Source organism: Micromonospora sp. I033 (genome assembly GCF_053890995.1).
In genome coordinates this window covers 13,577-36,949 of the sequence record NZ_JBSSLX010000008.1, presented here as the reverse complement: position 1 = coordinate 36,949, position 23,373 = coordinate 13,577, and the positions used below count along the sequence as shown (strand labels likewise).

Annotated in this window: 25 protein-coding genes; 21 read left to right on the top strand and 4 right to left on the bottom strand. The window is 73.6% G+C overall.

What is annotated here, in order from left to right:
• The first annotated feature begins 73 nt into the window (after positions 1-73).
• The 12 genes from nadD (at position 74) to ACW0Q9_RS02735 (ending at position 11,079) form a co-directional block, all read left to right on the top strand.
• Complete coding sequence (nadD, locus tag ACW0Q9_RS02790; RefSeq protein ID WP_091319211.1) at positions 74-670, top strand: nicotinate-nucleotide adenylyltransferase; 597 nt, start codon at positions 74-76, stop codon at positions 668-670.
• 110 nt (positions 671-780) lie between these two features.
• Positions 781-1,185 (top strand): ribosome silencing factor, encoded by a 405-nt coding sequence (gene rsfS / locus ACW0Q9_RS02785; protein WP_456178264.1) that lies wholly within the window; start codon positions 781-783, stop codon positions 1,183-1,185.
• Positions 1,182-1,811, top strand: a complete 630-nt coding sequence (locus tag ACW0Q9_RS02780; RefSeq protein WP_456178263.1) for a histidine phosphatase family protein — start codon at positions 1,182-1,184, stop codon at positions 1,809-1,811. The genes rsfS and ACW0Q9_RS02780 overlap by 4 nt, the downstream gene beginning before the upstream one ends.
• 48 nt (positions 1,812-1,859) lie before the next feature.
• Entirely contained in the window at positions 1,860-2,708 is an 849-nt protein-coding gene (locus ACW0Q9_RS02775) for a DegV family protein (RefSeq protein ID WP_456178262.1), read from the top strand.
• A gap of 151 nt (positions 2,709-2,859) precedes the next feature.
• Positions 2,860-3,645: an SDR family NAD(P)-dependent oxidoreductase gene (locus tag ACW0Q9_RS02770; RefSeq protein ID WP_456178261.1), complete on the top strand. Its 786-nt coding sequence runs from the start codon at positions 2,860-2,862 to the stop codon at positions 3,643-3,645.
• A 119-nt stretch (positions 3,646-3,764) separates the two neighbouring features.
• Positions 3,765-4,487, top strand: a complete 723-nt coding sequence (locus ACW0Q9_RS02765) for an alpha/beta fold hydrolase (protein WP_456178260.1) — start codon at positions 3,765-3,767, stop codon at positions 4,485-4,487.
• 148 nt (positions 4,488-4,635) lie between these two features.
• Positions 4,636-4,854: a hypothetical protein gene (locus ACW0Q9_RS02760; RefSeq protein WP_456178259.1), complete on the top strand. Its 219-nt coding sequence runs from the start codon at positions 4,636-4,638 to the stop codon at positions 4,852-4,854.
• A 323-nt stretch (positions 4,855-5,177) separates the two neighbouring features.
• Complete coding sequence (locus ACW0Q9_RS02755; RefSeq protein ID WP_456178258.1) at positions 5,178-6,167, top strand: helix-hairpin-helix domain-containing protein; 990 nt, start codon at positions 5,178-5,180, stop codon at positions 6,165-6,167.
• Positions 6,168-6,316: 149 nt separating this feature from the next.
• Positions 6,317-8,659: a ComEC/Rec2 family competence protein gene (locus ACW0Q9_RS02750; protein ID WP_456178257.1), complete on the top strand. Its 2,343-nt coding sequence runs from the start codon at positions 6,317-6,319 to the stop codon at positions 8,657-8,659.
• Positions 8,660-8,850: 191 nt separating this feature from the next.
• The gene (locus tag ACW0Q9_RS02745) at positions 8,851-9,411 is read left to right on the top strand and encodes a hypothetical protein (RefSeq protein WP_456178256.1); all 561 of its coding nucleotides are present in this window, start codon (positions 8,851-8,853) and stop codon (positions 9,409-9,411) included.
• A 229-nt stretch (positions 9,412-9,640) separates the two neighbouring features.
• Positions 9,641-10,621 (top strand): DNA polymerase III subunit delta, encoded by a 981-nt coding sequence (holA, locus tag ACW0Q9_RS02740; RefSeq protein WP_456178255.1) that lies wholly within the window; start codon positions 9,641-9,643, stop codon positions 10,619-10,621.
• Positions 10,618-11,079: a hypothetical protein gene (locus ACW0Q9_RS02735; RefSeq protein WP_456178254.1), complete on the top strand. Its 462-nt coding sequence runs from the start codon at positions 10,618-10,620 to the stop codon at positions 11,077-11,079. Before holA ends, ACW0Q9_RS02735 begins: the two co-directional genes overlap by 4 nt.
• 112 nt (positions 11,080-11,191) lie before the next feature.
• On the opposite strand, the gene rpsT is transcribed toward ACW0Q9_RS02735, so the two are convergent.
• Positions 11,192-11,458: a 30S ribosomal protein S20 gene (rpsT, locus tag ACW0Q9_RS02730; RefSeq protein WP_449863327.1), complete on the bottom strand. Its 267-nt coding sequence runs from the start codon at positions 11,456-11,458 to the stop codon at positions 11,192-11,194.
• A 152-nt stretch (positions 11,459-11,610) separates the two neighbouring features.
• Positions 11,611-12,591 carry a phosphotransferase family protein gene (locus ACW0Q9_RS02725; protein ID WP_456178253.1) on the bottom strand — a complete coding sequence of 327 codons (981 nt, stop codon included), beginning with the start codon at positions 12,589-12,591 and terminating at the stop codon, positions 11,611-11,613.
• 53 nt (positions 12,592-12,644) lie between these two features.
• On the opposite strand from ACW0Q9_RS02725, the gene ACW0Q9_RS02720 reads away from it, so the two are divergent.
• The 8 genes from ACW0Q9_RS02720 (at position 12,645) to ACW0Q9_RS02685 (ending at position 20,310) form a co-directional block, all read left to right on the top strand.
• Positions 12,645-13,181 (top strand): DUF4240 domain-containing protein, encoded by a 537-nt coding sequence (locus ACW0Q9_RS02720; RefSeq protein WP_456178252.1) that lies wholly within the window; start codon positions 12,645-12,647, stop codon positions 13,179-13,181.
• Between the two features lie 109 nt (positions 13,182-13,290).
• Positions 13,291-15,168, top strand: coding sequence for a translation elongation factor 4 (gene lepA, locus ACW0Q9_RS02715; protein ID WP_456178251.1), 1,878 nt, complete (start codon positions 13,291-13,293; stop codon positions 15,166-15,168).
• A 258-nt stretch (positions 15,169-15,426) separates the two neighbouring features.
• Positions 15,427-15,714 carry a GlsB/YeaQ/YmgE family stress response membrane protein gene (locus ACW0Q9_RS02710; protein ID WP_456178250.1) on the top strand — a complete coding sequence of 96 codons (288 nt, stop codon included), beginning with the start codon at positions 15,427-15,429 and terminating at the stop codon, positions 15,712-15,714.
• Between the two features lie 281 nt (positions 15,715-15,995).
• Positions 15,996-16,280, top strand: coding sequence for a GlsB/YeaQ/YmgE family stress response membrane protein (locus ACW0Q9_RS02705; RefSeq protein WP_357341491.1), 285 nt, complete (start codon positions 15,996-15,998; stop codon positions 16,278-16,280).
• A gap of 223 nt (positions 16,281-16,503) precedes the next feature.
• Positions 16,504-17,796 (top strand): sugar ABC transporter substrate-binding protein, encoded by a 1,293-nt coding sequence (locus ACW0Q9_RS02700; protein WP_456178249.1) that lies wholly within the window; start codon positions 16,504-16,506, stop codon positions 17,794-17,796.
• Positions 17,793-18,779, top strand: coding sequence for a carbohydrate ABC transporter permease (locus ACW0Q9_RS02695; RefSeq protein ID WP_456178248.1), 987 nt, complete (start codon positions 17,793-17,795; stop codon positions 18,777-18,779). The genes ACW0Q9_RS02700 and ACW0Q9_RS02695 overlap by 4 nt, the downstream gene beginning before the upstream one ends.
• On the top strand, positions 18,776-19,606 hold the full coding sequence (locus ACW0Q9_RS02690; protein WP_456178247.1) for a carbohydrate ABC transporter permease: 831 nt from the start codon (positions 18,776-18,778) through the stop codon (positions 19,604-19,606). Before ACW0Q9_RS02695 ends, ACW0Q9_RS02690 begins: the two co-directional genes overlap by 4 nt.
• A gap of 59 nt (positions 19,607-19,665) precedes the next feature.
• Entirely contained in the window at positions 19,666-20,310 is a 645-nt protein-coding gene (locus tag ACW0Q9_RS02685) for an MOSC domain-containing protein (RefSeq protein ID WP_456178246.1), read from the top strand.
• A gap of 35 nt (positions 20,311-20,345) precedes the next feature.
• Here the strand turns inward: ACW0Q9_RS02685 and ACW0Q9_RS02680 are convergent, their stop codons facing one another.
• A complete protein-coding gene (locus ACW0Q9_RS02680) occupies positions 20,346-21,206 on the bottom strand; it encodes a hypothetical protein (RefSeq protein WP_456178245.1) in 861 nt (286 codons plus the stop codon).
• A 101-nt stretch (positions 21,207-21,307) separates the two neighbouring features.
• Entirely contained in the window at positions 21,308-22,093 is a 786-nt protein-coding gene (locus tag ACW0Q9_RS02675; protein ID WP_456178244.1) for an enoyl-CoA hydratase-related protein, read from the bottom strand.
• A gap of 19 nt (positions 22,094-22,112) precedes the next feature.
• On the opposite strand from ACW0Q9_RS02675, the gene hemW reads away from it, so the two are divergent.
• A complete protein-coding gene (gene hemW, locus ACW0Q9_RS02670) occupies positions 22,113-23,336 on the top strand; it encodes a radical SAM family heme chaperone HemW (RefSeq protein ID WP_456178287.1) in 1,224 nt (407 codons plus the stop codon).
• Positions 23,337-23,373 lie beyond the last annotated feature (37 nt).

Below are 23,373 nucleotides of genomic sequence, written 5' to 3'. Positions count from 1 at the left end.
CCGCCCGGCACGGTCCGTGGGACGCCGGGCGGCCCCGCCGGACCGCCGGCGGCCCTCGGCCTACGATCGCGGGGTGGAGGAAGACATCCGGCGGATCGGCATCATGGGCGGCACGTTCGACCCCATCCACCACGGGCACCTGGTGGCCGCCAGCGAGGTGGCGGACCGGTTCGGCCTGGACGAGGTGGTCTTCGTTCCCACCGGGCAGCCGTGGCAGAAGGCGGACGAACCGGTCAGCTCGGCCGAGGACCGCTACCTCATGACGGTGATCGCGACCGCCTCCAACCCCCGCTTTCAGGTCAGCCGGGTCGACATCGACCGGGGTGGCCCCACCTACACCGTCGACACGCTGCGCGACCTGCACGCCGAGTACGGCCCGAAGGTGCAGCTCTTCTTCATCACCGGCGCGGACGCCCTGGAACGCATCCTGTCCTGGAAGGATCTGGACGAGGTCCTGGAACTGGCCCACTTCATCGGGGTGACCCGCCCCGGGTTCGAGCTCTCCGACAAGCACCTGCCCGCCGACTCGGTCAGCCTCGTGCAGGTGCCCGCGATGGCCATCTCCTCGACCGACTGCCGGGCCCGGGTCGCCCGCGGCGAGCCGGTCTGGTACCTGATTCCGGACGGTGTGGTGCAGTACATCGCCAAACGGCGGCTCTACCAGCGGTAATTACGCCCGGAACGTGAGGGTTTGCCCCCGTAATCGACCAGAACTGACAAGTCGCCGCCCCACCGGGTGTGAGAGGCTTGGAGGGTCGCATGGTTGATCGAAGGAGAACGGTGACAGTTTCCGAACGCGCGCACGAGCTGGCGATGGCCGCCGCCCAGGCCGCGGCCGACAAGAAGGCGCAGGACATCGTCATCATCGACGTGGGCGACCAGCTCGCGATCACCGACGCGTTCGTGCTGGCCGCGGCTCCGAACGAGCGTCAGGTGCTCGCCATCGTCGACGCCATCGAGGAGCGCCTGCTGGAGCTGCCGGAGAAGGCCAAGCCGGTCCGCCGCGAGGGCGAGCGGGGCGGCCGCTGGGTGCTGCTCGACTACGTCGACATCGTGGTCCACGTGCAGCACACCGAGGAGCGCGAGTTCTACGCCCTCGACCGGCTCTGGAAGGACTGCCCGCAGATCCCGTTCGTCGACCGGGACCTCGCCGACTCGGCCGCCGGCACCGCCACCGCGGAATGACCCGCCTGATCATCTGGCGGCACGGCAACACCGACTGGAACGCCGCCGGCCGGGTCCAGGGGCAGACCGACGTGCCGCTCAACGACCTCGGCCGGGAGCAGGCCCGGGTCGCCGCGCCGGTGCTGGCCGCGTTGCGTCCGGACGCCATCGTCGCCAGTGACCTGCGCCGGGCCGCCGACACCGCCGCCGCGCTCGCCGCGCTGACCGGGCTGCCGGTCCGCACCGACGCCCGGCTGCGCGAGCGGCACTTCGGCCAGTGGCAGGGCCTCGCGCTCACCGAGGTCGCCGAGCGCTTCCCCGACGAGTACGCCCGCTGGCGGGCCGGCGACCCCGACCCCGGCGCGGGCATCGAGAGCCTCGACGACCTGGGCAAGCGGCTCGGCGCCGCGTTCCAGGAGGCGGCCGACCTGGCCGCCGGTGGCACCGTGGTGGTGACCACGCACGGCGGCGGCGCCCGGCAGGGCGTCGGCCACCTGCTCGGCTGGGACCACGCGGTGCTGCGCAGCGTCGGGTCGCTGGCCAACTGCCACTGGACCGAGCTGCGTCACGACGACGTCCGCGGCTGGCACCTGCGGGCGCACAACGTCGGGCTGATCACCCAGCCCGCACTCACCGACGCGGTCTGAGCCGTTCGGCCCCGGCGCGCGGCCGTGACATCGGCTAGCGTGCCGGGCATGCCCGTCGCGGTCGTCACCGACTCCACCGCCTACCTGCCCCCCGAGCTGGTCCGCGCGCACCGGCTCACCGTCGTCCCGCTGACCGTCGTGCTCAACGGCGCGGAGGGCCTGGAGGGCGTCGAGACGTTCCCGGACGACGCCACCCGCGTGCTGAGCGGCCGGCGGGTCACCGTGAGCACCTCCCGTCCGGCCCCCGAACAGTTCGCCCAGGTCTACCGGGAGCTGCTCGCCGCCGGCGCCGACGGCGTCGTCTCGGTGCACCTCTCCGCCGAGCTGTCCGGCACGGTGGAGGCCGCCCGGCTGGCCGCCACCGAGATCGGCGAGCGGGTCACCGTGGTCGACAGCCGCTCCACCGGCATGGGCCTGGGTTTCCCGGTGCTCGCCGCCGCCGCGGCCGCCGCCGGGGGCGCGGACCTGTCCGGGGTACGCCAGGCGGCGCTCGACGCCGTCGACCGGACCACCATCTTCTTCTACGTCGACACGCTGGAGTTCCTGCGCCGGGGCGGCCGGATCAACGCGGCCGAGGCGCTGCTCGGCACCGCCCTCTCGGTCAAGCCGATCATGCACATGCCGGACGGCACGATCGTGGTGCGGGACAAGGTCCGCACCGCCAGCCGGGGCGTGGCGCGCCTGGTCGACCTGGCGGTCGAGGCGGCCGGCGACGCCCAGGTCGACCTCGCGGTGCACCACCTCGGCGCGCCGCAGCGCGCCGAGCAGCTGGTGGCCGCGCTCACCGAGCGGCTGGGGGATCGCCTGCACGAGACCCACGTCTCCGAGGCCGGGGCGGTGGTCGCCGCGCACGCCGGCCCCGGCCTGGCCTGCGTCGTCGTCCACCGACGCCCATGATCGCGTTCGCTGTCGTGGCCGCCGCCCTGGTCGCCGTGGCCGGTGCGGTGGCCGCCGCCGTGCTCGGCGGGGCTCGGGTGGTCCGATCTTGGAGAGTTTCCGTTCCTGCCGAACGACAACTCGCCAGGATTGCCGGGCCTCGGGTGGTCGGATGAGTGCTCTGTCCTACGTGGTGACCGGGGGCGGCCGAGGCGTCGGGCGGGCCATCGTCGAGCGGCTGGCCGCCGACGGTGGCACCGTGGTCGTCGTCGAGCGGGACGAGGTCGCCCTGGACTGGCTGGTGGGGCACCGGGCCGCCGACCGGTTGCGCCCCGTCGTCGGAGACGCCGCCGACGAGAAGGTCACCGGGCGGGCCGCCGACCTCGCCGAGACGGCCGCCCCGCTCGCCGGCTGGGTGAACAACGCCGCCGTGTTCCGGGACGCCGCCCTGCACCGTGCGCCAGCGGGGGAGGTGTTCGACCTCATCGCGGCCAACCTGCGCCCCGCCGTGGTCGGGGCCGGCACCGCCGTACGCCGGTTCCTGGCCGCCGGCACCGACGGCGCGATCGTCAACGTCTCCTCCCACCAGGCCCGCCGGGCGGTGCCGGGCGCCCTGCCGTACGCCACCGCCAAGGCCGCCGTCGAGGGGCTCACCAGGGCCCTCGCGGTGGACTACGGCGGCCGGGGGATCCGCACCAACGCGGTCGCGCTCGGCTCGATCCACACCGAACGGCACGCCGCCTTCCTGGCCGGCCTGGACCCGGTCGAGGCGGACCGGATCGAGGCGGAACTGGCCCGGTTGCACCCGGTGGGCCGGATCGGCCGTACCGGGGAGGTGGCCGACGTTGTCGCCTTCCTGCTGTCGGCGGGGGCGGCCTTCGTCAACGGGGTGACCCTGCCGGTCGACGGGGGCCGGGCGGCTCTCGGCCTGGACCCGGAGGCGCGGTCGGTGGGGTGATGCTGCCGGTCGACGGGGGCCGGCCGGTGCTCGGCCTGGATCCCGGGGCGTGGTCGGATGCTGCCGGTCGACGAGGGCGGGCCGGTGGGCGGCCTGGATCCCGGGGCAGACTGGGCACTGTGGATCGTCCCGCGATCGTTCTGGTGCACGGCACCCGTTTCGCCCGCGGCCAGTGGCAGCCGCAACTGCCCGCCCTCGCCGCCGAGTTCCCGGTCGCGGCCGTCGACCTGCCCGGGCACGGCAGCCGGGCGGCCGAACCCTGGAGCCTCGACCGGGCCGCCGACATCGTGGCCGAGGCGATCCACGGCCTCGACGCCGGCCCGGCCCTCGTGGTGGGGCACTCGCTCGGCGGTTACGTCTCGCTGCACCTCGCCCGCCGGCACCCGGACCTGCTGGCCGGGCTGGTGCTGATGGGCGCGAGCGTGGCCACCACCGGTCCGCTGACCGTCCCGTACCGGCTGCTGGCGGCACTGGTCGCCCGGCTACCGGCCGCCCGGCTCACCCGCTGGAACGACCGGCTGCTGCGCCGCCTCTACCCGCCCGAGGTCGTCGACGCCACCATCGCCGACGGCTACGCCTTCCACACCCTCCCGGTCGCCTGGCGGGACGTGATGGGCCGGTTCGACGCGTCCAGCCTGGCGGCGGTGCGCGCCCCGGTGCTCATCCTCAACGGGGAGCGGGACCGGCTGTTCCGCTCGGGGGAGCGGGCGTTCGCCGCCGCCCGCCCCGGCACCCAGATCGAGCTGATCCCGGACGCCGGGCACCTGGCCAACTTCGACGCCCCGGCCGCGGTCACCGACGCCGTACGCCGCTTCGCCCGGGAGTTGTCCCCGGCCCGCTAACGGAGACGCCGGTGGCGATGACGATCCTGGGGCCTCGTCACCTGTGGCCCGCCTCCGTGACCTGTCGTTCATTCGACAATGCTGCCGGGGGTACCAATGTGGTCAGCCAGGATCGCGAGACGTACCGATCGCCAGAAGGAGGCGCGACGTGCCCGAGCCGGACTACCGCAACATGGCCCTGACCTACCTCGACCTGGCGGGACGGCAGGACGGGGAGGAAGGAAGACTGACCCCCTCGGCTGACGGCTTCCGGCAGGCTGGCTTGGTGTGGGCGGTGCTCGCAGTGGCCGACGAGCTGCGCCGGCTCCGGGAGGAAGTCTCCGGGGTGGCCTCCTCACTAACTTGCCCGCATGAGCCGAACGCATGAAGGCCGTCGAGAACCACGTTCGCGTCGCCGAGGCGATGATGCTGCGGGTCGAGGCCGAATGCGGCCGCTCGGCTCGCGGCTAGCGGAAGTTCGCGCGGCTCCGGCGGCACCCGGACCGAGCTGATCGTGGGCGCCTGGCACCTGGCCAGCTTTGATGTCCCCGCCGCGGTCACCGACGCCGTACGCCGCTCTGCCCAGGCTGTCACCGGCCCGCTAGCACAGTTCGAGCATGATCAGGGCCTCGTCCACAGGTCGGCCGGTCGTCCACAGGCGAGGCTTGCGCGCGGGCGTCGGTCCGGCGTCGCGCCGTAACTTGCTGAGCCGTGCCAGACGACGAGGAGACCACGGTACGGCGCCGGCTGTCCCGGTTGTTCGAGCCGGTGAACGATCTCGCTCTGCCCGGCGGTGCCCGCGAGCCGGCCGCCGGCTCGCGGATCGCTCGGGATGTCGCACCTGAGCTGCCCTGGCCCGGGCCGGTTGCGCCGCTCCAACAGGAGGAGTGGAAGCAGGGGCGTGTCATTTCGTCTAGCTCGAGGCCCGAGTGGTCAGAGCCGGATCCGGTGGACCCGGACTCAGCAGCCGGCGATACGTGGCCGTTGGCGAGCCCGGCCGACGCGGCGTGTCCGGCTGCGGCCGAGGACGCGGTTGGTGGGCGACCTTCGCTGGTCTCCCGGCTGCCCGGTCCGGGTGCCTTCGATCCCGGCCGGCGAGGTGTGCGCGCACTCGCGATGGTGGCCGCCGTGGTGGTCCTGGTCGCCGGAGTCTGGGCCTGGCGCTCCCGGCCACAGGCGGAGCCGGTCCGTCCGGTCGCGGCGGTCAGCGCACCGGAGACCTCCGCGCCCGCGCCCAGCGGCTCCGCCGGTCAGGTGGTCGTGGCGCTCGCCGGCAAGGTCCGCCGGCCCGGCCTCGTCCGCCTCCCGGCCGGCGCGCGGGTCGCCGACGCGATCGAGGCGGCCGGCGGCGCGCTGCCCGGCGTCGATGTCGCCCTGCTCAACCCGGCCCGGAAGGTCACCGACGGCGAGCTGATCCTCGTCGGCGTCAGCGCCCCGCCGGGCCAGGCCGCCGCGCCCGGTCCGGCGGCTGGCGGCGGACCCGCGGCCGGCGGCGCGGCGCCGGGAAGCGGCCCGGTCAACCTGAACACCGCCACCCTGTCCCAGCTCGACGCGCTGCCCGGCGTGGGCCCGGTGCTCGCCCAGCGGATCCTCGACCACCGCGACCAGCACGGCGGCTTCCGCTCCGTCTCCGACCTGCGCCAGGTCGACGGCATCGGCGACGCCCGGTACGAACAGCTCAAGGACCTGGTGACGGTGTGAACACCGACGAGCCGCCCCGCCGCGTTGCCACCGAAGGCGGCGTGGCAGCCGGAGGGCTTCGTCCGGTCGCTGACTCCGCCGGAGCGGCCGTTGGTCCTGCGGCGGCCGTGAGCGCGCCGGTGGACGGCGGCGGCGCGACGGCGGGGCAAGTGCCCGACCTGCGGCTGGCCGGGCTGGCGGTGGCCGCCTGGCTCGCCGCTCTGGCCGGCCTGCACGCCACCGTGACGGCGAGCGTCACGCTGGCCGCCGTCGCCGCCGGCCTGACGCTACTCACCGGCGCGCACCTGTGCGGCGTCGTCGGCCGACCGGCCGCTCCGGTCCGCCGCTACGGCTGGATCGCCGTGGCCGTGCTGCTCGGCGTGGTCTGCGGCGCGACCGCCACCGCGGCCCGCCTGGCGGTCCGCGACGCCGCCCCCGTGCGGGCGCTCGTGACCGAGCGGACCCTGGTCACCGCCGATCTGGTGGTCCGCGACGACCCGCGCCCGATCCGGGGGGCCGCGGGCCGCCCGGCCACCCTCCTGATCCGGGCCGACCTGGTACGCCTCACCGACCCGGCCGGCCGCCAGGTCACCGGCACGGTGCGCGGCCTCGTGCTGGCGAGTGACCCGGCCTGGCGCACCCTGCTGCCGGGGCAGCGGGCGACCGCACGCGGCCGGCTGTCGGCCCCGCGCGGCGGGGACCTGACGGCGGCCGTGCTGTCCGCCACCGGGCCGCCGATCCGGCACGGCCCCGCCCCATGGACGCAGCGGGCGGCCGGCGCGCTCCGTGCCGGGCTGCAACGGGCCTGCGCGCCGCTTCCCGACGCGCCGGGCGGGCTGCTGCCCGGGCTGGTGGTGGGAGACACCAGCCGCCTGCCGCCGGAGGTGGAGGAGGACTTCCGGGCCACCGGCATGACCCACCTCAACGCGGTGTCGGGGTCCAACGTGGCCATCGTCGTCGGGGCGGTGCTGCTGCTGGCCCGCTGGGCCCGGGCGGGTCCGCGGACGGCCGCCGCGCTCTGCGTACTCGCCCTGGTCGGGTTCGTGATCCTGGTCCGGCCCTCGCCGAGCGTGGTCCGTGCCGGGGCGATGGGGGCGATCGGGCTGGCCGCGCTCGCCGCCGGGCGGTCCCGGGCCGCGCTGCCCGCCCTGGCCGCCGCGGTCACCGTGCTGGTGCTGGTCGACCCGGAGCTGGCCGGGGACCCCGGATTCGCGCTCTCGGTCTGCGCCACCGGCGGGTTGCTGCTGCTCGCCCCCGGCTGGCGGGACGCGCTGCGCCGGCGCGGCGTACCGCCCGGGGTGGCCGAGGCGCTGGCGGTGCCGGCGGCCGCGCAGCTCGCGTGCGGCCCGGTGATCGCCGGGATCTCGGGGACGGTGAGCCTGGTCGCGGTGCCGGCGAACCTGCTGGCCGTGCCGGTGGTCGCGCCCGCCACCGTGTTGGGGGTGCTCGCGGCCGTGCTGTCGCCGGTCTGGCCGGCCGGTGCCGAGTTCGCCGCCTGGCTGGCGAGCTGGCCGGCCCGCTGGCTGGTGACGGTGGCCGCGCACGGGGCGCGGCTGCCCGCCGGGACGCTGCCCTGGCCGGGCGGCGTGACCGGTGCCCTGCTGCTGGCCGCCGTGAGCGTGGCGCTGCTGGTCGCCGTCCGGCGGCCGGTCCTGCGGCGGCTGGTCGCGGTCGTCGTGGCCGCCGTGGTGCTCGGCACGCTGCCCGTCCGGTTGCTGGCCGCGGGCTGGCCACCGCCGGGCTGGGTGATCGTGGCGTGCGCGGTGGGGCAGGGCGACGCGGTGGTGCTGCCGGTCGCCGCCGGCCGGGCGGTGGTGGTCGACGCCGGCCCGGAACCGTCCGGGGTGGACGGGTGCCTGCGCCGGCTCGGCGTACGCGAGGTGTCGCTGCTGGTGGTCAGCCACTTCCACGCCGACCACGTGGGCGGGATCGCCGGGGTGTTCCGCGGCCGGCGGGTGGCGGCGGTGGCGACCCCGCAGTGGTCCGAGCCGCCCTACGGCGTCGCCCAGGTACGCGACGCGGCGCGCCGGGGCGGGAGCGTGCTGACGCCGGTGCCCGCGGGCTGGCGGTGGCGGGCCGGAGCGGTCGAACTGGCCGCGATCGGGCCGCCGTACCCGCTGCGCGGCAGCCGGTCGGACCCGAACAACAACTCGCTGGTGTTGACGGCCACCGTGCACGGGGTGCGGATCCTGCTGCCCGGCGACGCCGAGACGGAGGAGCAGCGGGCGCTGCTGGAGACGGTGCCGCCCGGCGCGATCCGGGCGGACGTGCTGAAGGTGGCCCACCACGGGTCCGCGTACCAGGATTCGGAGTTCCTCGCGGCGGTCCGCCCGGCGGTGGCGTTGGTCTGCGTGGGCGCCGACAACGACTACGGGCACCCCAACCCGGGCCTGCTGGACCGGCTGACCCGGGCGGGCGCGCGGGTGCTGCGCACCGACACCGACGGCGACGTGGCCGCGGTCAACACGGGCGCCGACCTGGCGGTGGTCATCCGCGGGAACAGCCACCGGTGAGGCATGCCCACGGCCAGAGGGCACCTGGCGTCCAGGGATGCGCCCGGTGAGCCCACAAGCATGTAGCTGGCCGGCCGCCCACCTCTGCCTGACCGGCCACAACAACAGTCACCTACCCGACAAGCCGTGGTCCCAGCGAACCCTCCCGACCAGCATCAACACGCCAACATCACGTGGGGAGCGCTAGACACATGACCGACCCGTATGCGACGCAGCAGCCGCAGCAGCCCTATCAGCAGGGCGGCCCCGGCTACCCGCCGCAGCAGTACCAGCCCGACCACCAGATCGATGACGCCGGGCAGCCGCAGCCCGCGGGCCACCTCACCGCCGCGCCGACCAGGCGCAGCCGCAAGCCGCTCATCGTCGCCCTCGGCGCGGCCCTCGCCGTGCTGCTGCTCGCCACCGCCGGACTCGCCGTCTACGAGGGCTTCATCAAGGAGGACTCGGGCGTCGCCGCCTGCAAGGCGATGCGTGACGGCACGAGTGCCGTCGCCGACGACAAGTCCGGCGGCGACGACAAGATGACCGAGGCCGAGTACCGGGAGGTGCGGGAGCTGTTCGAGGACTCGCGGCACGAAAAGCTCCGGGAGCACGGCACCGCGCTGGTCGACATCGTGTGGCAGGTCTCGAACCTGCCGGAGGGTCAGGAGATGGGGGCGCTGGCGTTCATCGGCCCGATGGGCACCCACGTGGCCGGGCTGCAGACGGCGTGCGCCGATCAGGGCGTCATCGTCAACCTGAACAAGAAGTAGACGAGCAGCCGAAGCCGCCCCCTTTCGAGGCGGGCGGCTTCCTCGTCGCGGTCCGCCCGGCGGTGGCGCTGGTCGGCGACGAGAAAGCTCCGGAAGACAGGCCGACGATCGAGGCGGCTTATCGGCATAGCTGGTAGATCGACTCAAATGTCTGGATTTGCGCTGAGTGCGGGCTGTGGCGTCACAGTCCCCGATGACCAGGCACGATCCGGTCGGAGGCCGTGCGAATATGGGCGACGTGACCCCCGCCAGCCTGCCCCCTATTCTGCTCGTTCTCGGTGACGAGGAGCTGCTCGCCACGCGAGCCGTCTCCGAAGCCGTCGCCCGGGCCCGCAGCGTCGACCCGGACGTGGACGTCCGGGAATACCAGGCCGGCTCGCTGGCGGTGGGGGAGATCGCCGAGATGCTCAGCCCGTCCCTGTTCGGCGGGCACCGGGTGCTCGTGCTCCGCTCCGGTCAGGACGCCCGCAAGGACCTGGTCACCGCGCTGCTGGGCTACGCGAAGAACCCGGACCCGGAGGTGCAGCTCGTGGTGCTGCACCTGGGCGGGGCCAAGGGCAAGGCGTTCGCCGACGGGCTGCGGGCCGCGGGCGCGACCGTGGTGCCGGCCGCGAAGCTCAAGGGGCACCGGGAGCGGGTGGCCTTCGTCCGGGACGAGATCCGCCGCCTCGGCGGGAAGTGCACCGAGGACGCGGCCGAGACGCTCATCGCGGCCGTCGGCACCGACCTGCGCGAGCTGGCCGCCGCCTGCTCACAGCTCGTCGCCGACACCGACGGCCGGATCGGGGCGGACACGGTGTCCCGTTACTACCGGGGGCGGGTCGAGGTGTCCGGCTTCACCGTGGCCGACGCGACGATGGTGGGCGACGTCCCCGGCGCCCTGGAGGCGCTGCGCTGGGCGCTGCACGTCGGTGTCGACCCGGTGCCGATCGCCGATGCGCTCGCCGACGGGGTGCGGACGGTGGCCCGGGTCGCGTCGGCCGGGCGGGGCAGCCCCTACCAGCTGGCCAGCAGCCTGGGCATGCCGGCGTGGAAAATCGAACGGGCCCAGCGGCAGGGCCGGGGCTGGACGCCGGAGGGCCTGGTGGAGGCCATGCGGGCCGCCGCCGAGTGCAACGCCGCCGTCAAGGGCGGCGCCGACGACCGGGCGTACGCGCTGGAGCGGGCGGTGTTCTCGGTGGCCGCGGCGCGGCAGGGTGGCGGCCGGTGACCCGAACGTGGTCGACGGTCCCGGCGGACGAGGAGCGGTACCGGCCGCTCTACGCCCGGGTCCTCGGGCTGCGCGTCGTCAACCCGGGCGGGGTGCTCTGCTTCCTCTTCTTCGAGGGTGCGGTGGCGCTGGCCGTGCTGCTCGCGCTCGCCGAGCTGGTTAGCTGGTGGGCGGTGCTGGTGCTGCCGGCGGTGGTGGCGGCCATGGTGAAGCTCAACGACATGGTCGCCGAGGTGGTGATCCGCAGCGCGGCTCAGGTGCCTGAGCAGGAGCGGGACCGGTTCCGCCGGCAGATCGAGCCGGTGGTCGGCCGGGCCAGCGTGCCGTCCACGGCCCGGGCGTTGCCGGGTGGGATGGCCCTCGCCGGCGATCCGACGCTCAGGGCGGCCCGCCCGGGCGACGTGGCCGGCGAGGGTGAGCGCCGGCCGGACCCGGCCCGGCACGACCCGCACCGCTGACCGCCGGCAGCCGATGACCGGAGAGAGGCGCCGACGTCCGCCGCGGAAACGCAGACAGCCGGAAGCCCCGGGGTGGTGACCCCGGGGCTTCCGGTCAGGTCTGAGGCGCTCGTCAGGCCGAGAACGAGGCGACGCGCTTGGCGATCGCCGACTTCCGGTTGGCCGCCTGGTTGGCGTGGATGACACCCTTGCTGGCAGCCTTGTCCAGCTTGCGGGTGGCCTCACGCATCAGGGTGGTGGCCGTCTCGGTGTCGCCCGCCTCGGCAGCCTCGTTGAACTTCCGGATGGCGGTCTTCAGCGACGACTTGACCGACTTGTTACGCAGCCGGCGCTTCTCGTTCTGCCGGTTGCGCTTGATCTGGGACTTGATGTTCGCCACGCGACAGCCTCGTCTTGATAGCTCGGGTTGGTCTGCTTTCGCGCACGACGGACATGCGTCATCGCCGCGCGAAAAGCCAGGTTACCAGGTCGCCCCGGGACGAGCCAAAACGCCTCAGCCGCCCCGGCCCGCCCGAGCGGAACACGCCGCGGTCAGGCCCAGCCCTGACGGGTGGCGAGCCAGGACAGGGCCTGCTCGCCGCTCCAGCGCTGGTGGGTCCGGATGTGCGGGGAGGCCGTGGACGGGCCGGCGGCGGCGCCGGTGAGGAAGTAGCCGGCGAGAGCGGCGAGGGTCACGTCCAGCGCGTCGGCGGGGGCGCCGGCGGCGGCCGGGTGGCCGGCGAAGGCGGCGTCCGCGTCGAGGCCGCTGGCGTGAGCGGTGATGAGCAGGGTGACCAGGTCGAACCAGGCCGGCCCGTGGCAGAGCCAGTTCCAGTCGCAGATCCACGCCCGGCCGGCCGCGTCCAGCAGCAGGTTGTCCACCCGCAGGTCGCAGTGGGCCAGCCCGGGGGCGGCGTCGGCGTAGCCGGGCAGGCGGGACTCCAGCGCGGCCAGCTCGGGCAGTGGGGCCCAGGCGGGCAGTTCGGGTGCCGGTTCGCGGCCGGCGGCCACCTCGCCCCACCAGAGGATGTCGTCCCGGGCCAGGTCGGCCAGGCGCGGGAGCCCGAGCGCGACGAGGTCCGCGGGCGGCGCGGCGAGCGCGGCGGCCACCTCGGCGTACGCGGTGAGGGCGGCGTCCAGCTCGGCCGGGTCCCAGGGCAGCCGGGGCGTGTGCCCGTCGACCGCGGTCAGGGCGAGGGCGTACCAGCCGGCCTCGGTGAGCGCCCAGCGCGGGCGGGGGACCGGCAGGCCGGCGGGGAGCCGGGCCAGGACGGCGGCCTCGTGGGCGTACCAGTCGACCAGGTGCCGCTGCTCCGCCAGCGCCGCCGCCTTCACGAAGACCGGCTCACCGGCCGGGCCGGCGAGCACGGCGGCGAAGCCCCGGGTGAACCCCGCGCCGGCCGGGCGGACCGCCACCGGATGCCCGCCGAGCCGGGCGGCCAGCGCGTCGCGCAGCCCGGCCGGCAACTCGGCCCAGCCCGGGCGGTCGGCGGTGGCGTCGTACGGCACCGGGGGCAGGGAGATCGCGCACACCCGCCCATGCTGCCGCACCGGGACGTCGGTGTGCTCTGCCAGACTGGCCGACCATGAGGACCGACGAGTTCTGGCAGTTGATCGACAGCGCCCGGGCCGGGGGCGGGGGAGAGCCCGCCGCGGTCGCCGCCCGGGCCGTCGCCCTGCTCGCCGAGCGGGACCCGGAGGAGATCGTCGGGTACGCCCGCCACCAGCAGCGGGTGCTCGCCGCGTCGTACAAGGTCGACCTCTGGGGCGCGGCCTACCTGATCAACGGGGGCGCGTCGGACGACGGCTTCGAATACTTCCGGGGCTGGCTCATGACCCAGGGCCGGGCGGTGTTCGCCCGGGCGGTCGCCGAGGCGGACTCCCTCGCGGAGCTGCCGCAGGTCCGAGCCGCCGCGCTCAGCGGCGAGGAGTTCGAGTGCGAGGACATGCTGGCGGTGCCGTGGGAGGCCTACCGGAAGGCCACCGCGGCCGAGCTGCCGGCCGACCGGGACCCGGTCCGGGCGCCCGACCTGAACGACTTCTGGGACTTCGACGACGAGGACGAGGCGCGACGGCACCTGCCGAAGCTCGCCGCCCTCTTCGTCGAGCCGCCCGAGGAGTGACGCCGGACGAGTGACGGGGGAGCACCGGCACTTCCCGGGCGACGTGGGAGCATAGAGGGGGCCGGCGGCGCGCCGGCCCGCTCACGTCAGCCGACCAGAACGGACAGCTGTGCCACCGACGCTCGATCCCGGCGCGAACGCTCCTGGTGCCACCGACCCGGCGCGCATCAGGAACTTCTGCATCATCGCCCACATCGACCACGGGAAGTCGACCCTGGCCGACCGGATGCTGCAGCTCACCGGCGTGGTCGACCCCCGGCAGATGCGCGCCCAGTACCTCGACCGGATGGACATCGAGCGCGAGCGCGGCATCACCATCAAGAGCCAGGCCGTCCGGATGCCGTGGACCATCCGCGAGGGCGACCGGGCCGGCGAGACCGCCGTGCTCAACATGATCGACACCCCGGGGCACGTGGACTTCACCTACGAGGTCTCCCGCTCCCTGGCGGCCTGTGAGGGCGCCATCCTGCTGGTCGACGCGGCCCAGGGCATCGAGGCGCAGACCCTGGCCAACCTCTACCTGGCGCTCGAGAACGACCTGCACATCATCCCGGTGCTCAACAAGATCGACCTGCCGGCCGCGCAGCCGGAGAAGTACGCCGAGGAGCTGGCCCACCTCATCGGTGGCGACCCGGCGGACTGCATCAAGGTCTCCGGCAAGACCGGTGAGGGCGTGCCGCACCTGCTCGACGAGATCGTCCGGCAGTTCGTGCCGCCGGTCGGCCAGGCCGACGCCCCGGCCCGCGCCATGATCTTCGACTCGGTCTACGACGTCTACCGGGGCGTGGTCACCTACGTCCGGGTGATCGACGGGAAGATCAGCGCCCGGGACCGGATCAAGATGATGTCCACGGGCGCCGTCCACGAGCTGCTGGAGATCGGCGTCATCTCGCCGGAGATGGTGAAGGCCGACGCGCTCGGGGTGGGCGAGGTGGGCTACCTCATCACCGGCGTGAAGGACGTTCGCCAGTCCCGGGTCGGCGACACGGTCACCATCAACGCCAACCCGGCCAAGGAGGCGCTCGGGGGCTACAAGGACCCGAAGCCGATGGTCTACTCCGGCCTCTACCCGATCGACGGGTCCGACTACCCCAACCTCCGCGAGGCGCTGGACAAGCTCAAGCTCAACGACGCCGCCCTGACGTACGAGCCGGAGACCTCCGGCGCGCTGGGCTTCGGCTTCCGCTGCGGCTTCCTCGGCCTGCTGCACCTGGAGATCATCCGGGAGCGGCTGGAGCGGGAGTTCAACCTCGACCTCATCTCCACCGCGCCGAACGTGGTCTACCGGGCCGTCCAGGAGGACGGCCTGGAGATCGTGGTCACCAACCCGAGCGAGTACCCGACCGGCAAGATCGCCGAGGTGCACGAGCCGACGGTGCGGGCCACCGTGCTCACCCCGAACGACTACGTCGGCGCGGTGATGGAGCTGTGCCAGGGCCGCCGGGGCAGCCTGCTCGGCATGGACTACCTCTCCGCCGACCGGGTGGAGCTGCGCTACACCCTCCCGCTGGCCGAGATCATCTTCGACTTCTTCGACCAGCTCAAGAGCCGGACCAAGGGCTACGCCTCGCTGGACTACGAGCCGTCCGGCGAGCAGGCGTCCGACCTGGTCAAGGTCGACATCCTGCTGCACGGCGAGCCGGTGGACGCGTTCAGCGCGATCGTGCACAAGGACAAGGCGTACACCTACGGCACGACGATCGCGGCGAAGCTCCGCACGCTGATCCCGCGCCAGCAGTTCGAGGTGCCGATCCAGGCCGCCATCGGCAGCCGGGTGATCGCCCGGGAGACCATCCGCGCCATCCGCAAGGACGTGCTCGCCAAGTGCTACGGCGGTGACATCAGCCGTAAGCGCAAGCTGCTGGAGAAGCAGAAGGAGGGCAAGAAGCGGATGAAGATGGTGGGCCGGGTGGAGGTCCCCCAGGAGGCCTTCATCGCCGCGCTCTCCTCCGACTCCGGCGACGGCAAGCCCCCCGGCAAGAAGTAACGCCCTCGGTTCGACGGCCGGCGCCCCCGCTCGCAGCGTGGGGCGCCGGCCGTTTCGCGTACCCGAAAGATTTGCCGCGCCCGGCGAACCGGCCGGAATCGCTCCCACCTGCGGAATCCCCGGCGGCCGGAACCGACGCGCGGTGGCCCGGCGGGTGGCGCGGGGGCTGAGTCGGTTTGGGTTTTCGGCGGGTCGGGCACTTACCGGTCACGAACGGAAGCACACAGACCGTGTGAAACTTCTTAGAAGGAGAAGATCGTGGACCTCACCGTCTGGGGCATCATCACCGCGCTCGTCGTTGGTCTGATCGTCGGCGCGCTGGGCCGCCTGGCCGTTCCGGGCCGCCAGAACATGCCGATGTGGCTGCACATGCTGATCGGCGTCGGCGCCGCGCTGCTGGGCACCGTCCTGGCCCGCGCCATGGGTATCGCGACCGAGACCTCCGGCATCGACTGGATGGAGCTGCTGGTGCAGGTCGTGCTGGCCGCCATCGCCGTGGCCCTGGTGGCCGGCGTGGGTCGCCGCCGCAGCGTCTCGCGCTACTGACGCACCCCGAAGCGCCTCAGCGGGCGCCCGACCGGCCGGTCGGGCGCCCGCTGGCGTTCGCGTGCGCGCCGAGCCCGAATGGGCATTGAACGCGGTCAGCTCCCGAATGGCCGGCCAACCCCCTGCCCCGCGCCCGAATCTGGGCGCGAAAGCCCAGCTCAGTGCGGTCCGGAGCAATTCGTCACGGGAGTCGGTTTGGATTTTCGGCGGGTCGGGCACTTAGCGGTCACGACAGGAACCACACGACACCGTGTGACTCATTCTGAAGAAGGAGGGCGACCGTGGAGCTCACCGTTTGGGGCATCATCACCGCGCTCATCGTGGGTCTGATCGTCGGCGCGCTGGGCCGCCTGATCGTCCCGGGCCGTCAGAACATGCCGATGTGGCTGCACATGCTGATCGGCGTCGGCGCCGCGCTGCTGGGCACGATCGTCGCCCGGGCGTCGGGCTTCGCCGACACGGCCGGCATCGACTGGCGGGAGCTGCTGCTGCAGGTCCTGTTCGCCGCCATCGGCGTGGCCCTGGTGGCCGGCTTGGGTCGCCGCCGCGGCGTCTCGCGCTACTGACCCCCATCCCCCGAAGCGCTCCAGCGGGCGCCCGACCGACCGGTCGGGCGCCCGCTCTCGTCTCTGCCCTGAGCTGCCCGGACGGCACCCCTGCCGCCCGGGCACACGGCTGCGATACCGTCGCCACGGCCGCCCGCCGCGAGTACCCCCTGTTGTAAAGGAAATTTTCCTACTAAGGTGCGGCGGAGAAGGTTAATGCCAAACGGCCCGAGGGAGATATGGCGTGAACAGGTGGAAGCGGCTGGCCCCGGTCACCGCCATCGTGGCCTCGGCCGCGATGGTGCTGTCCGGGTGCGGTGGCTCCGGCGACGACGACAAGGCCGCGGACAACAGCAAGCTGACGGTCTGGATGATGGGTGAGGGCGGCGACGCCCAGACCAAGTTCCTCGACGGCGTCGAGGCGGAGTTCAAGAAGAAGCACCCCGAGACCGACGTCGTGGTGCAGTACATCCCCTGGCTCGAGGCGCCGAAGAAGTTCCAGGCCGCGCTCGCCGGCGGTGAGGGACCGGACGTCACCGAGCTCGGCAACACCGAGACCCAGGGCTGGGCGGCGCAGGAGGCCCTCGCCGACGTCACGGAGAAGTTCAACGGCTGGTCCGAGGGCAAGGACATCCTTCCCGACCTGGTGAAGAACGCCCAGCTCGACGGCAAGCAGTACGGCGTCCCGTGGTACGCGGGCGTGCGGGCCATCTACTACCGCACCGACTGGTTCGCCGAGGCCGGCGTGAAGACGCCGACGAGCTGGGACGAGCTGGTCGCCGCCGCCAAGGCCGTCCAGGCCAAGAAGCCCGGCACCTACGGCATCGCCCTGCCCGGCAACTCCGAGCTGCCGTTCTACTCCTTCCTCTGGGCCGCCGGTGGGGAGATCGCCACCAAGGACGGCGACAGCTGGAAGTCCGGCTACAACACGCCGGAGGCGCAGAAGGCGGTCAAGTTCTGGACCGACCTGGTGACCGTGCACAAGGTCGCCCCGCCGGCCGCCGCCGGTTGGAACGAGGTCGACGCCCGTACCCAGTTCGCCACCGGCAAGGCCGCCATGGCGTTCGCCGGTAGCTGGCAGGGCGGCGCGATGAAGAAGGACAACCCGGACATCGAGAAGGTGTGGGGCACGTTCCCCATCCCCGGTCCGGACGGCCAGGCCGCTCCGGCCTTCGCCGGCGGCTCCGACATCGCCCTCTGGAAGGACAGCAAGCGGCAGGACCTCGCCTGGGACTACCTGACCGTGCTGCTCAGCAAGCAGAAGGACCAGGAGTTCGCCAGCAGCCTCGGCTTCTTCCCGGTCTACAAGGACCTGGTCGGCGGCGGCAACTACGCCAACGACAAGGTGATGGCGGCGTTCGCCACCGCCATGCAGAAGACCAAGCTGACCCCGCTCACCCCGAAGTGGGTCGAGGTCAGCCGGACCAAGACGGTGACCCAGGCGATGAACAGCTCGGTCATCAAGGGCCAGAAGACGGTCGAGAAGGCCACCGCCGACGCGGCCACCGAGATGGAAAGCATCCTCAACGCCAAGTGACCACGCTGACCGAGGCCACCGGCGAGGCCGCCGCGCGGGAGATCCCCGCGCGGCGGCGCCGCCGCGTGGACCGCCTCCCGTACCTGTTGCTCCTGCCCTGCCTGGCGATCATCGCGGTGCTGCTGCTCTGGCCGCTCGGCCAGGTCGTGATGATGTCCTTCTACAAGCTGGACAGCGTCCGGCAGCTACGGGGGGACCGCGAGTGGCCGTGGGTCGGCCTGGCCAACTACGCGCAGATCCTCGGTGACCCGTTCTTCCGTACGGTGCTGCGCAACACCGTGCTCTTCGCCGTGGCCAACGTGGCCCTCACCATGATCCTCGGCACCCTGGTCGGGCTGCTGCTCAACCGGCTCGGGAAGAAGATGGCCACCTTCGTGGCGAGCTGCGTGATGCTGGCCTGGGCCACCCCGGCGCTGACCGGCACCATCGTCTGGAAGTGGATCTTCGACGACACCAGCGGCCTGGTCACCTGGCTGTTCAACAAACTCCCGGACGGGCTCTCCACGGCGCTGTTCGGGCGCAGCGACTGGACCGGCTACGGCTGGTTCAACGATCCGCTGCTCTTCTTCGCCATCCTGACCCTGGTGGTGGTCTGGCACTCGTTCCCGTTCATCGCGGTCAGCGTGCTGGCCGGCCTGAAGAGCGTGCCGAGCGAGCTCCAGGAGGCCGCCCGGGTGGACGGCGCCGGGCCGTGGCGGGTCTTCTGGTCCGTCACCTTCCCGATGCTGCGGCCGGTCTTCGGCATCCTCGTGGTGCTCTCCACGATCTGGGACTTCAAGGTCTTCACCCAGCAGTTCGTGCTGGCCGGCGGCACCCAGGACCGGTCGACGTTCATGCTGTCGATCTACTCCTACGCCGAGGCGTTCTCGCCGCCGCCCAAGTACGGCCTGGGTTCCGCGATCGCCGTCATCCTCACCCTGATCCTGCTGGTGGTGACCGGCGTGTACGTCCGTATGGTGCTGCGGCAGGAGGACGAGTCGTGAAGAAGATCGCCCTCAACGGCGCCGGCCTGCTGGTCGCGCTCTTCGCGGCCTTCCCGGTCTACTGGATGGTCGCCACCTCGCTGAAGCCCAACCGGGAGATCTTCTCGGCCACGCCGCGCCCGGTGCCGGCGGAGCCGACCCTGGAGCACTACCGGGAGATCCTCACCGGCAACCTGATCCCGGGCGTGACCTTCACGGACTTCTTCCTCAACAGCGCGCTGGTGGCGGTGGCCACCGTGGTGCTGAGCGGGCTGGTCGCGCTGCTCGCCGCGACCGCGGTGGCCAGGTTCCGCTTCAAGCTGCGCACCACCTTCCTGATCCTGCTGCTGGTGGTGCAGATGATCCCGCTGGAGGCGCTGGTCATCCCGCTGTTCCTGATGATCCAGCGGCTCGGGCTCTACAACACCCTGCCCAGCCTGATCCTGACCTACCTCGGCTTCTCGCTGCCGTTCGCGGTCTGGATGCTGCGCGGCTTCGTGGCCGCGGTGCCCAAGGAGCTGGAGGAGGCGGCGGCGATCGACGGCGCCAGCCGGGCCCAGACCTTCCGCAAGGTCCTCTTCCCGCTGGTCGCCCCCGGCCTGGTGGCCACCAGCATCTTCTCCTTCATCACCGCCTGGAACGAGCTGATCTTCGCGTTGACGTTCGTCAACGACCAGCACAAGTACACGCTGCCGGTGGCCATGACGTTCTTCTTCGGGCGGGACGACACGGCCTGGGGCTCGGTGATGGCGGCGTCGACGCTGTTCACCCTGCCGGTGATCGTCTTCTTCCTGCTGGTCCAGCGCCGCATGGTCTCCGGCCTGGTCGCCGGGGCGGTCAAGGGCTGAGCCGTGCGCCGGGCAAACCCGTTTCCGGGCGCCTGGCGGCGGCACCTAGGCTGACCGCCATGACGGGCAGGCTGGCGGCGGTGAACCTCGGCGTGGTGACCGAGGCGGAGTGGGCGGGCGACGAGAGCGGTCGCAGCGGCATCGACAAGCGGCCGGTCGACGGCCGGGTCGCGGTCCGGTTCGCCGGGGTGACCGGTGACTTCATCGGCGAGCGGGCCCACCACGGCGGCCCCGACCAGGCCGTCTACGCGTACGCCGAGGAGGACGCCGGCTGGTGGGCCGGCGAGCTGGGCCGGGCGCTGCGGCCGGGCGCCTTCGGCGAGAACCTCACGACCTGGGCGGTCGACGTCACCGGGGCGGTGATCGGCGAGCGCTGGGCGGTCGGCTCGGCCCTGCTCCAGGTGACCAAGCCGCGCACCCCGTGCGCCACCTTCGCCGGCTTCTGGGGCGTGCCCGACCTGATCAAGCGGTTCACCGTCCGGGGCGCGCCCGGGGCGTACCTGCGGGTGCTGCGCGAGGGGGAGGTGGGCGCCGGCGATCCGGTCGAGGTGGTCGACCGGCCGGCGCACGGGGTGACCATCGGGGAGGTGTTCCGGGCCACCACCCTGGAGCCGGAACTGCTGCCCCGCCTGCTCGACGTGCCGGAGCTGCCCGGGTCGCTGCGGGAGAAGGTCCGCCGCCGCCTCGGCGCCGCCGCCGGCTGACCGTCGGGCGCCGGCCCCGTCCGGGCCGGTCCGGCTCAGGCCGCCGCGAAGACCTCGGCCAGCACCTGGGTCGCCGGATCGCCCTTCACCTCGGCCCAGGTGCCCTGCTCGGCCGTCCACTCCAGGCCGCCGAAGCGGACCCGCTTCACCCCGTGGTCGTCGGCGTGCGAGACCAGCCAGTGGGCGTACCGCCAGCCGTTGCGGGTGTCGGCGGCCGGCAGGGTCAGCCCGGTCAGGTCGGTGGCCGAGGCCAGCTCCGGCAGGCCCCAGTCCAGGGCCAGGCTCTGCATCAGGGCGGTGGCGGCCGCCGGGCCGCGCATCGTCGGCGTCGGACCGACCGTGCAGGCCACCGCCCCGGTCGCGTGCCCGAGCAGGGCGCGGGTGAGCACCTGCGACTCGTCCGCCCACTTCTCGTACGCCTCGGGGTAGGCCGACCGCTGCACCCGCTGGGCGGCCTCGGTGATCCGCAGCTTCTCCCAGCCCTTGACCTTCTTCAGCGCGGCGTAGAACTTCTTCGCCGCGTAGCGCGGGTCGCGGATCTCCTCCGGGGTGCCCCAGCCCTGGCTCGGGCGCTGCTGGAACAGGCCGAGCGAGTCCCGGTCGCCGTGCCCGATGTTGCGCAGGTGCGACTCCTGGTACGCCGTCGCCAGCGCCACCACCACGGCCCGCTCGGGCATCCCGCGCTGCACGCCGATCGCCGCGATGGTGGCCGCGTTGGCCATCTGGTCGGCGCCGAGCACGACCTCGCCGTCGGCCCGGACGGTGCAGGTCCGGCTCGCCAGCGGCAGCCGCAGCTGGTGCCCGAACTGCTTCGCGACGAACCACACGCCGAGCAGGGCCAGGACCGCCACCACCACACCCGATGCCACGATCGCCGCTCGCGTTCGCACCCGCACCCCCTGTCCCGACAGCCCGACCAGCGTACGTCGCTCACTCCAGTGTCCGGGTCGGCCGACCGGATGCCTCACGGTGCGTAGCCGACCCCGCACCTCCGGCCTCAGTCTGCGGCGGGCACCCAGGCCGCGGGCCGCTTCTCCCGGAACGCGAGGACGCCCTCCCGGCCCTCCTCGGAGAGGAAGTACCCGGTGGACAGGGCGGCCAACTCGGCGATCTCGGCCCGCAGGTCGGTCGCGGCCGGGCGGCGCAGCAGCTCCTTGGTCCCGGCGAGGGCGTTCGGCGCGCCCTTGACCAGCGAGTCGCGGTAGCGGTCCACCGCGGCGTCCAGCGCGTCCGCCGGCACGGCGGCGGTGACCAGGCCGATCTCGGCGGCCCGCCGGCCGTCGAAGGTGTCGCCGGTGAGGTACAGCTCGGCGGCCGCCCGGGGGTGCAGCCGGGGCAGCACGGTAGCCGAGATCACCGCCGGGATCACCCCGATCCGGACCTCGGTGAAGGCGAACGTGGCCTCCTCGGCACAGACCGCCAGGTCCGCGGCCGCGATCAGGCCCAGCCCGCCGGCCCGCGCCGGCCCGGCCACCCTGGCCAGCACCGGCTTCGGGCACTCCCGGACCGCGACCAGCACGTCGCCCAGCATCCCGGCCGGCACCGACCCGCTGGCGTACGCGGCGGCGGTCTCCTTCAGGTCCGCCCCGGAGCAGAACACCGGGCCGGTGTGGTCCAGCACGATCGCCCGGACCGCGTCGTCGGCGACCGCGGCGGCCAGGCCGGCCAGCAGCTCGGTCATCAGCGGGGTGGAGAGCGCGTTGCGGTTGTGCGGGCTGTCCAGGGTGAGGGTGGTCACCCCACGGGCCGTGGCGACCCGCACGAGAGCGTCCGGAGAGGTCATGCCGGGCACACTAGTGGCCATGCCCGGCGTCCTTCCAGAAGGCGAACCCGTCCCGCGCGACGGGGCGCTGCCCGCTGCCGCCCGCCGCGCCGTCGGCGCGCGCGGCTTCGGCGTGTACGTGCACGTCCCGTTCTGCGCCAGCCGGTGCGGCTACTGCGACTTCAACACCTACACGGCGGCCGAGCTGGGTGGCGGGGCGAGCCGGGAGACGTACGCCGACACGGTGCTGGCCGAGCTGGCCCTCGCCGGCCGGGTGCTGGGCGACTCCCCGCCGCCCCGGGTGGACACCGTCTTCGTGGGCGGCGGGACGCCCACCCTGCTCCCCGCCGACGACCTGGCCCGGATCCTCGACGGCATCGACCGCACCTGGGGGCTGGCCGCCGACGCCGAGGTGACCACCGAGGCCAACCCGGAGACGGTCACCCCGGAGTCGCTCAAGACCCTGCGGACCGCCGGCTACACCCGGATCTCGCTGGGCATGCAGTCCGCCGCCCCCGGGGTGCTGGCGATCCTCGACCGGCAGCACAGCGCCGGCCGGGCCACCGCCGCCGCCCTGGAGGCGCGGGACGCCGGGTTCGAGCACGTGAACCTGGACCTGATCTACGGCACGCCGGGGGAGACCGCCGAGGACTTCGCCGCCTCGCTGGACCAGGTGGTCGCGGCGGGGGTGGACCACGTCAGCGCGTACGCCCTGATCGTGGAGGACGGCACCCGGCTGGCCGCCCGGATGCGCCGCGGCGAGCTGCCGTACCCCAGCGACGACGTGGCGGCGGACCGCTACCTGGCCGCGGAGGCCGCCCTCGCCGGGGCCGGCTTCTCCTGGTACGAGGTCTCCAACTGGGCCCGTTCCGAGGCGGCCCGGTGCCGGCACAACCTGCTCTACTGGACCGGCGCCGACTGGTGGGGGCTGGGCCCGGGGGCGCACAGCCACGTCGGCGGGGTGCGCTGGTGGAACGTCAAGCACCCGACGGCGTACGCGCAGCGGCTGGCCGCCGGGGAGTCACCCGGCCTGGCCCGGGAGCTGCTCACCGCCGACGAGGCGCACATGGAGGACGTCATGCTGCGGCTGCGGCTCGCCGCCGGGCTGCCCCTGTCCGGGCTCGACGAGGCGGGCCGGGCGGGCGCCGAACGGGCCCGGGCCGACGGCCTGCTGGACGCCGGGGCGTACGCCGCCGGCCGGGCGGTGCTCACCCTGCGCGGCCGGCTGCTCGCCGACGCGGTCGTCCGCGACCTGCTGCCCTGACCGGACCGGCCGGCTCCGGGAAGGGAGCCGGCCGGGA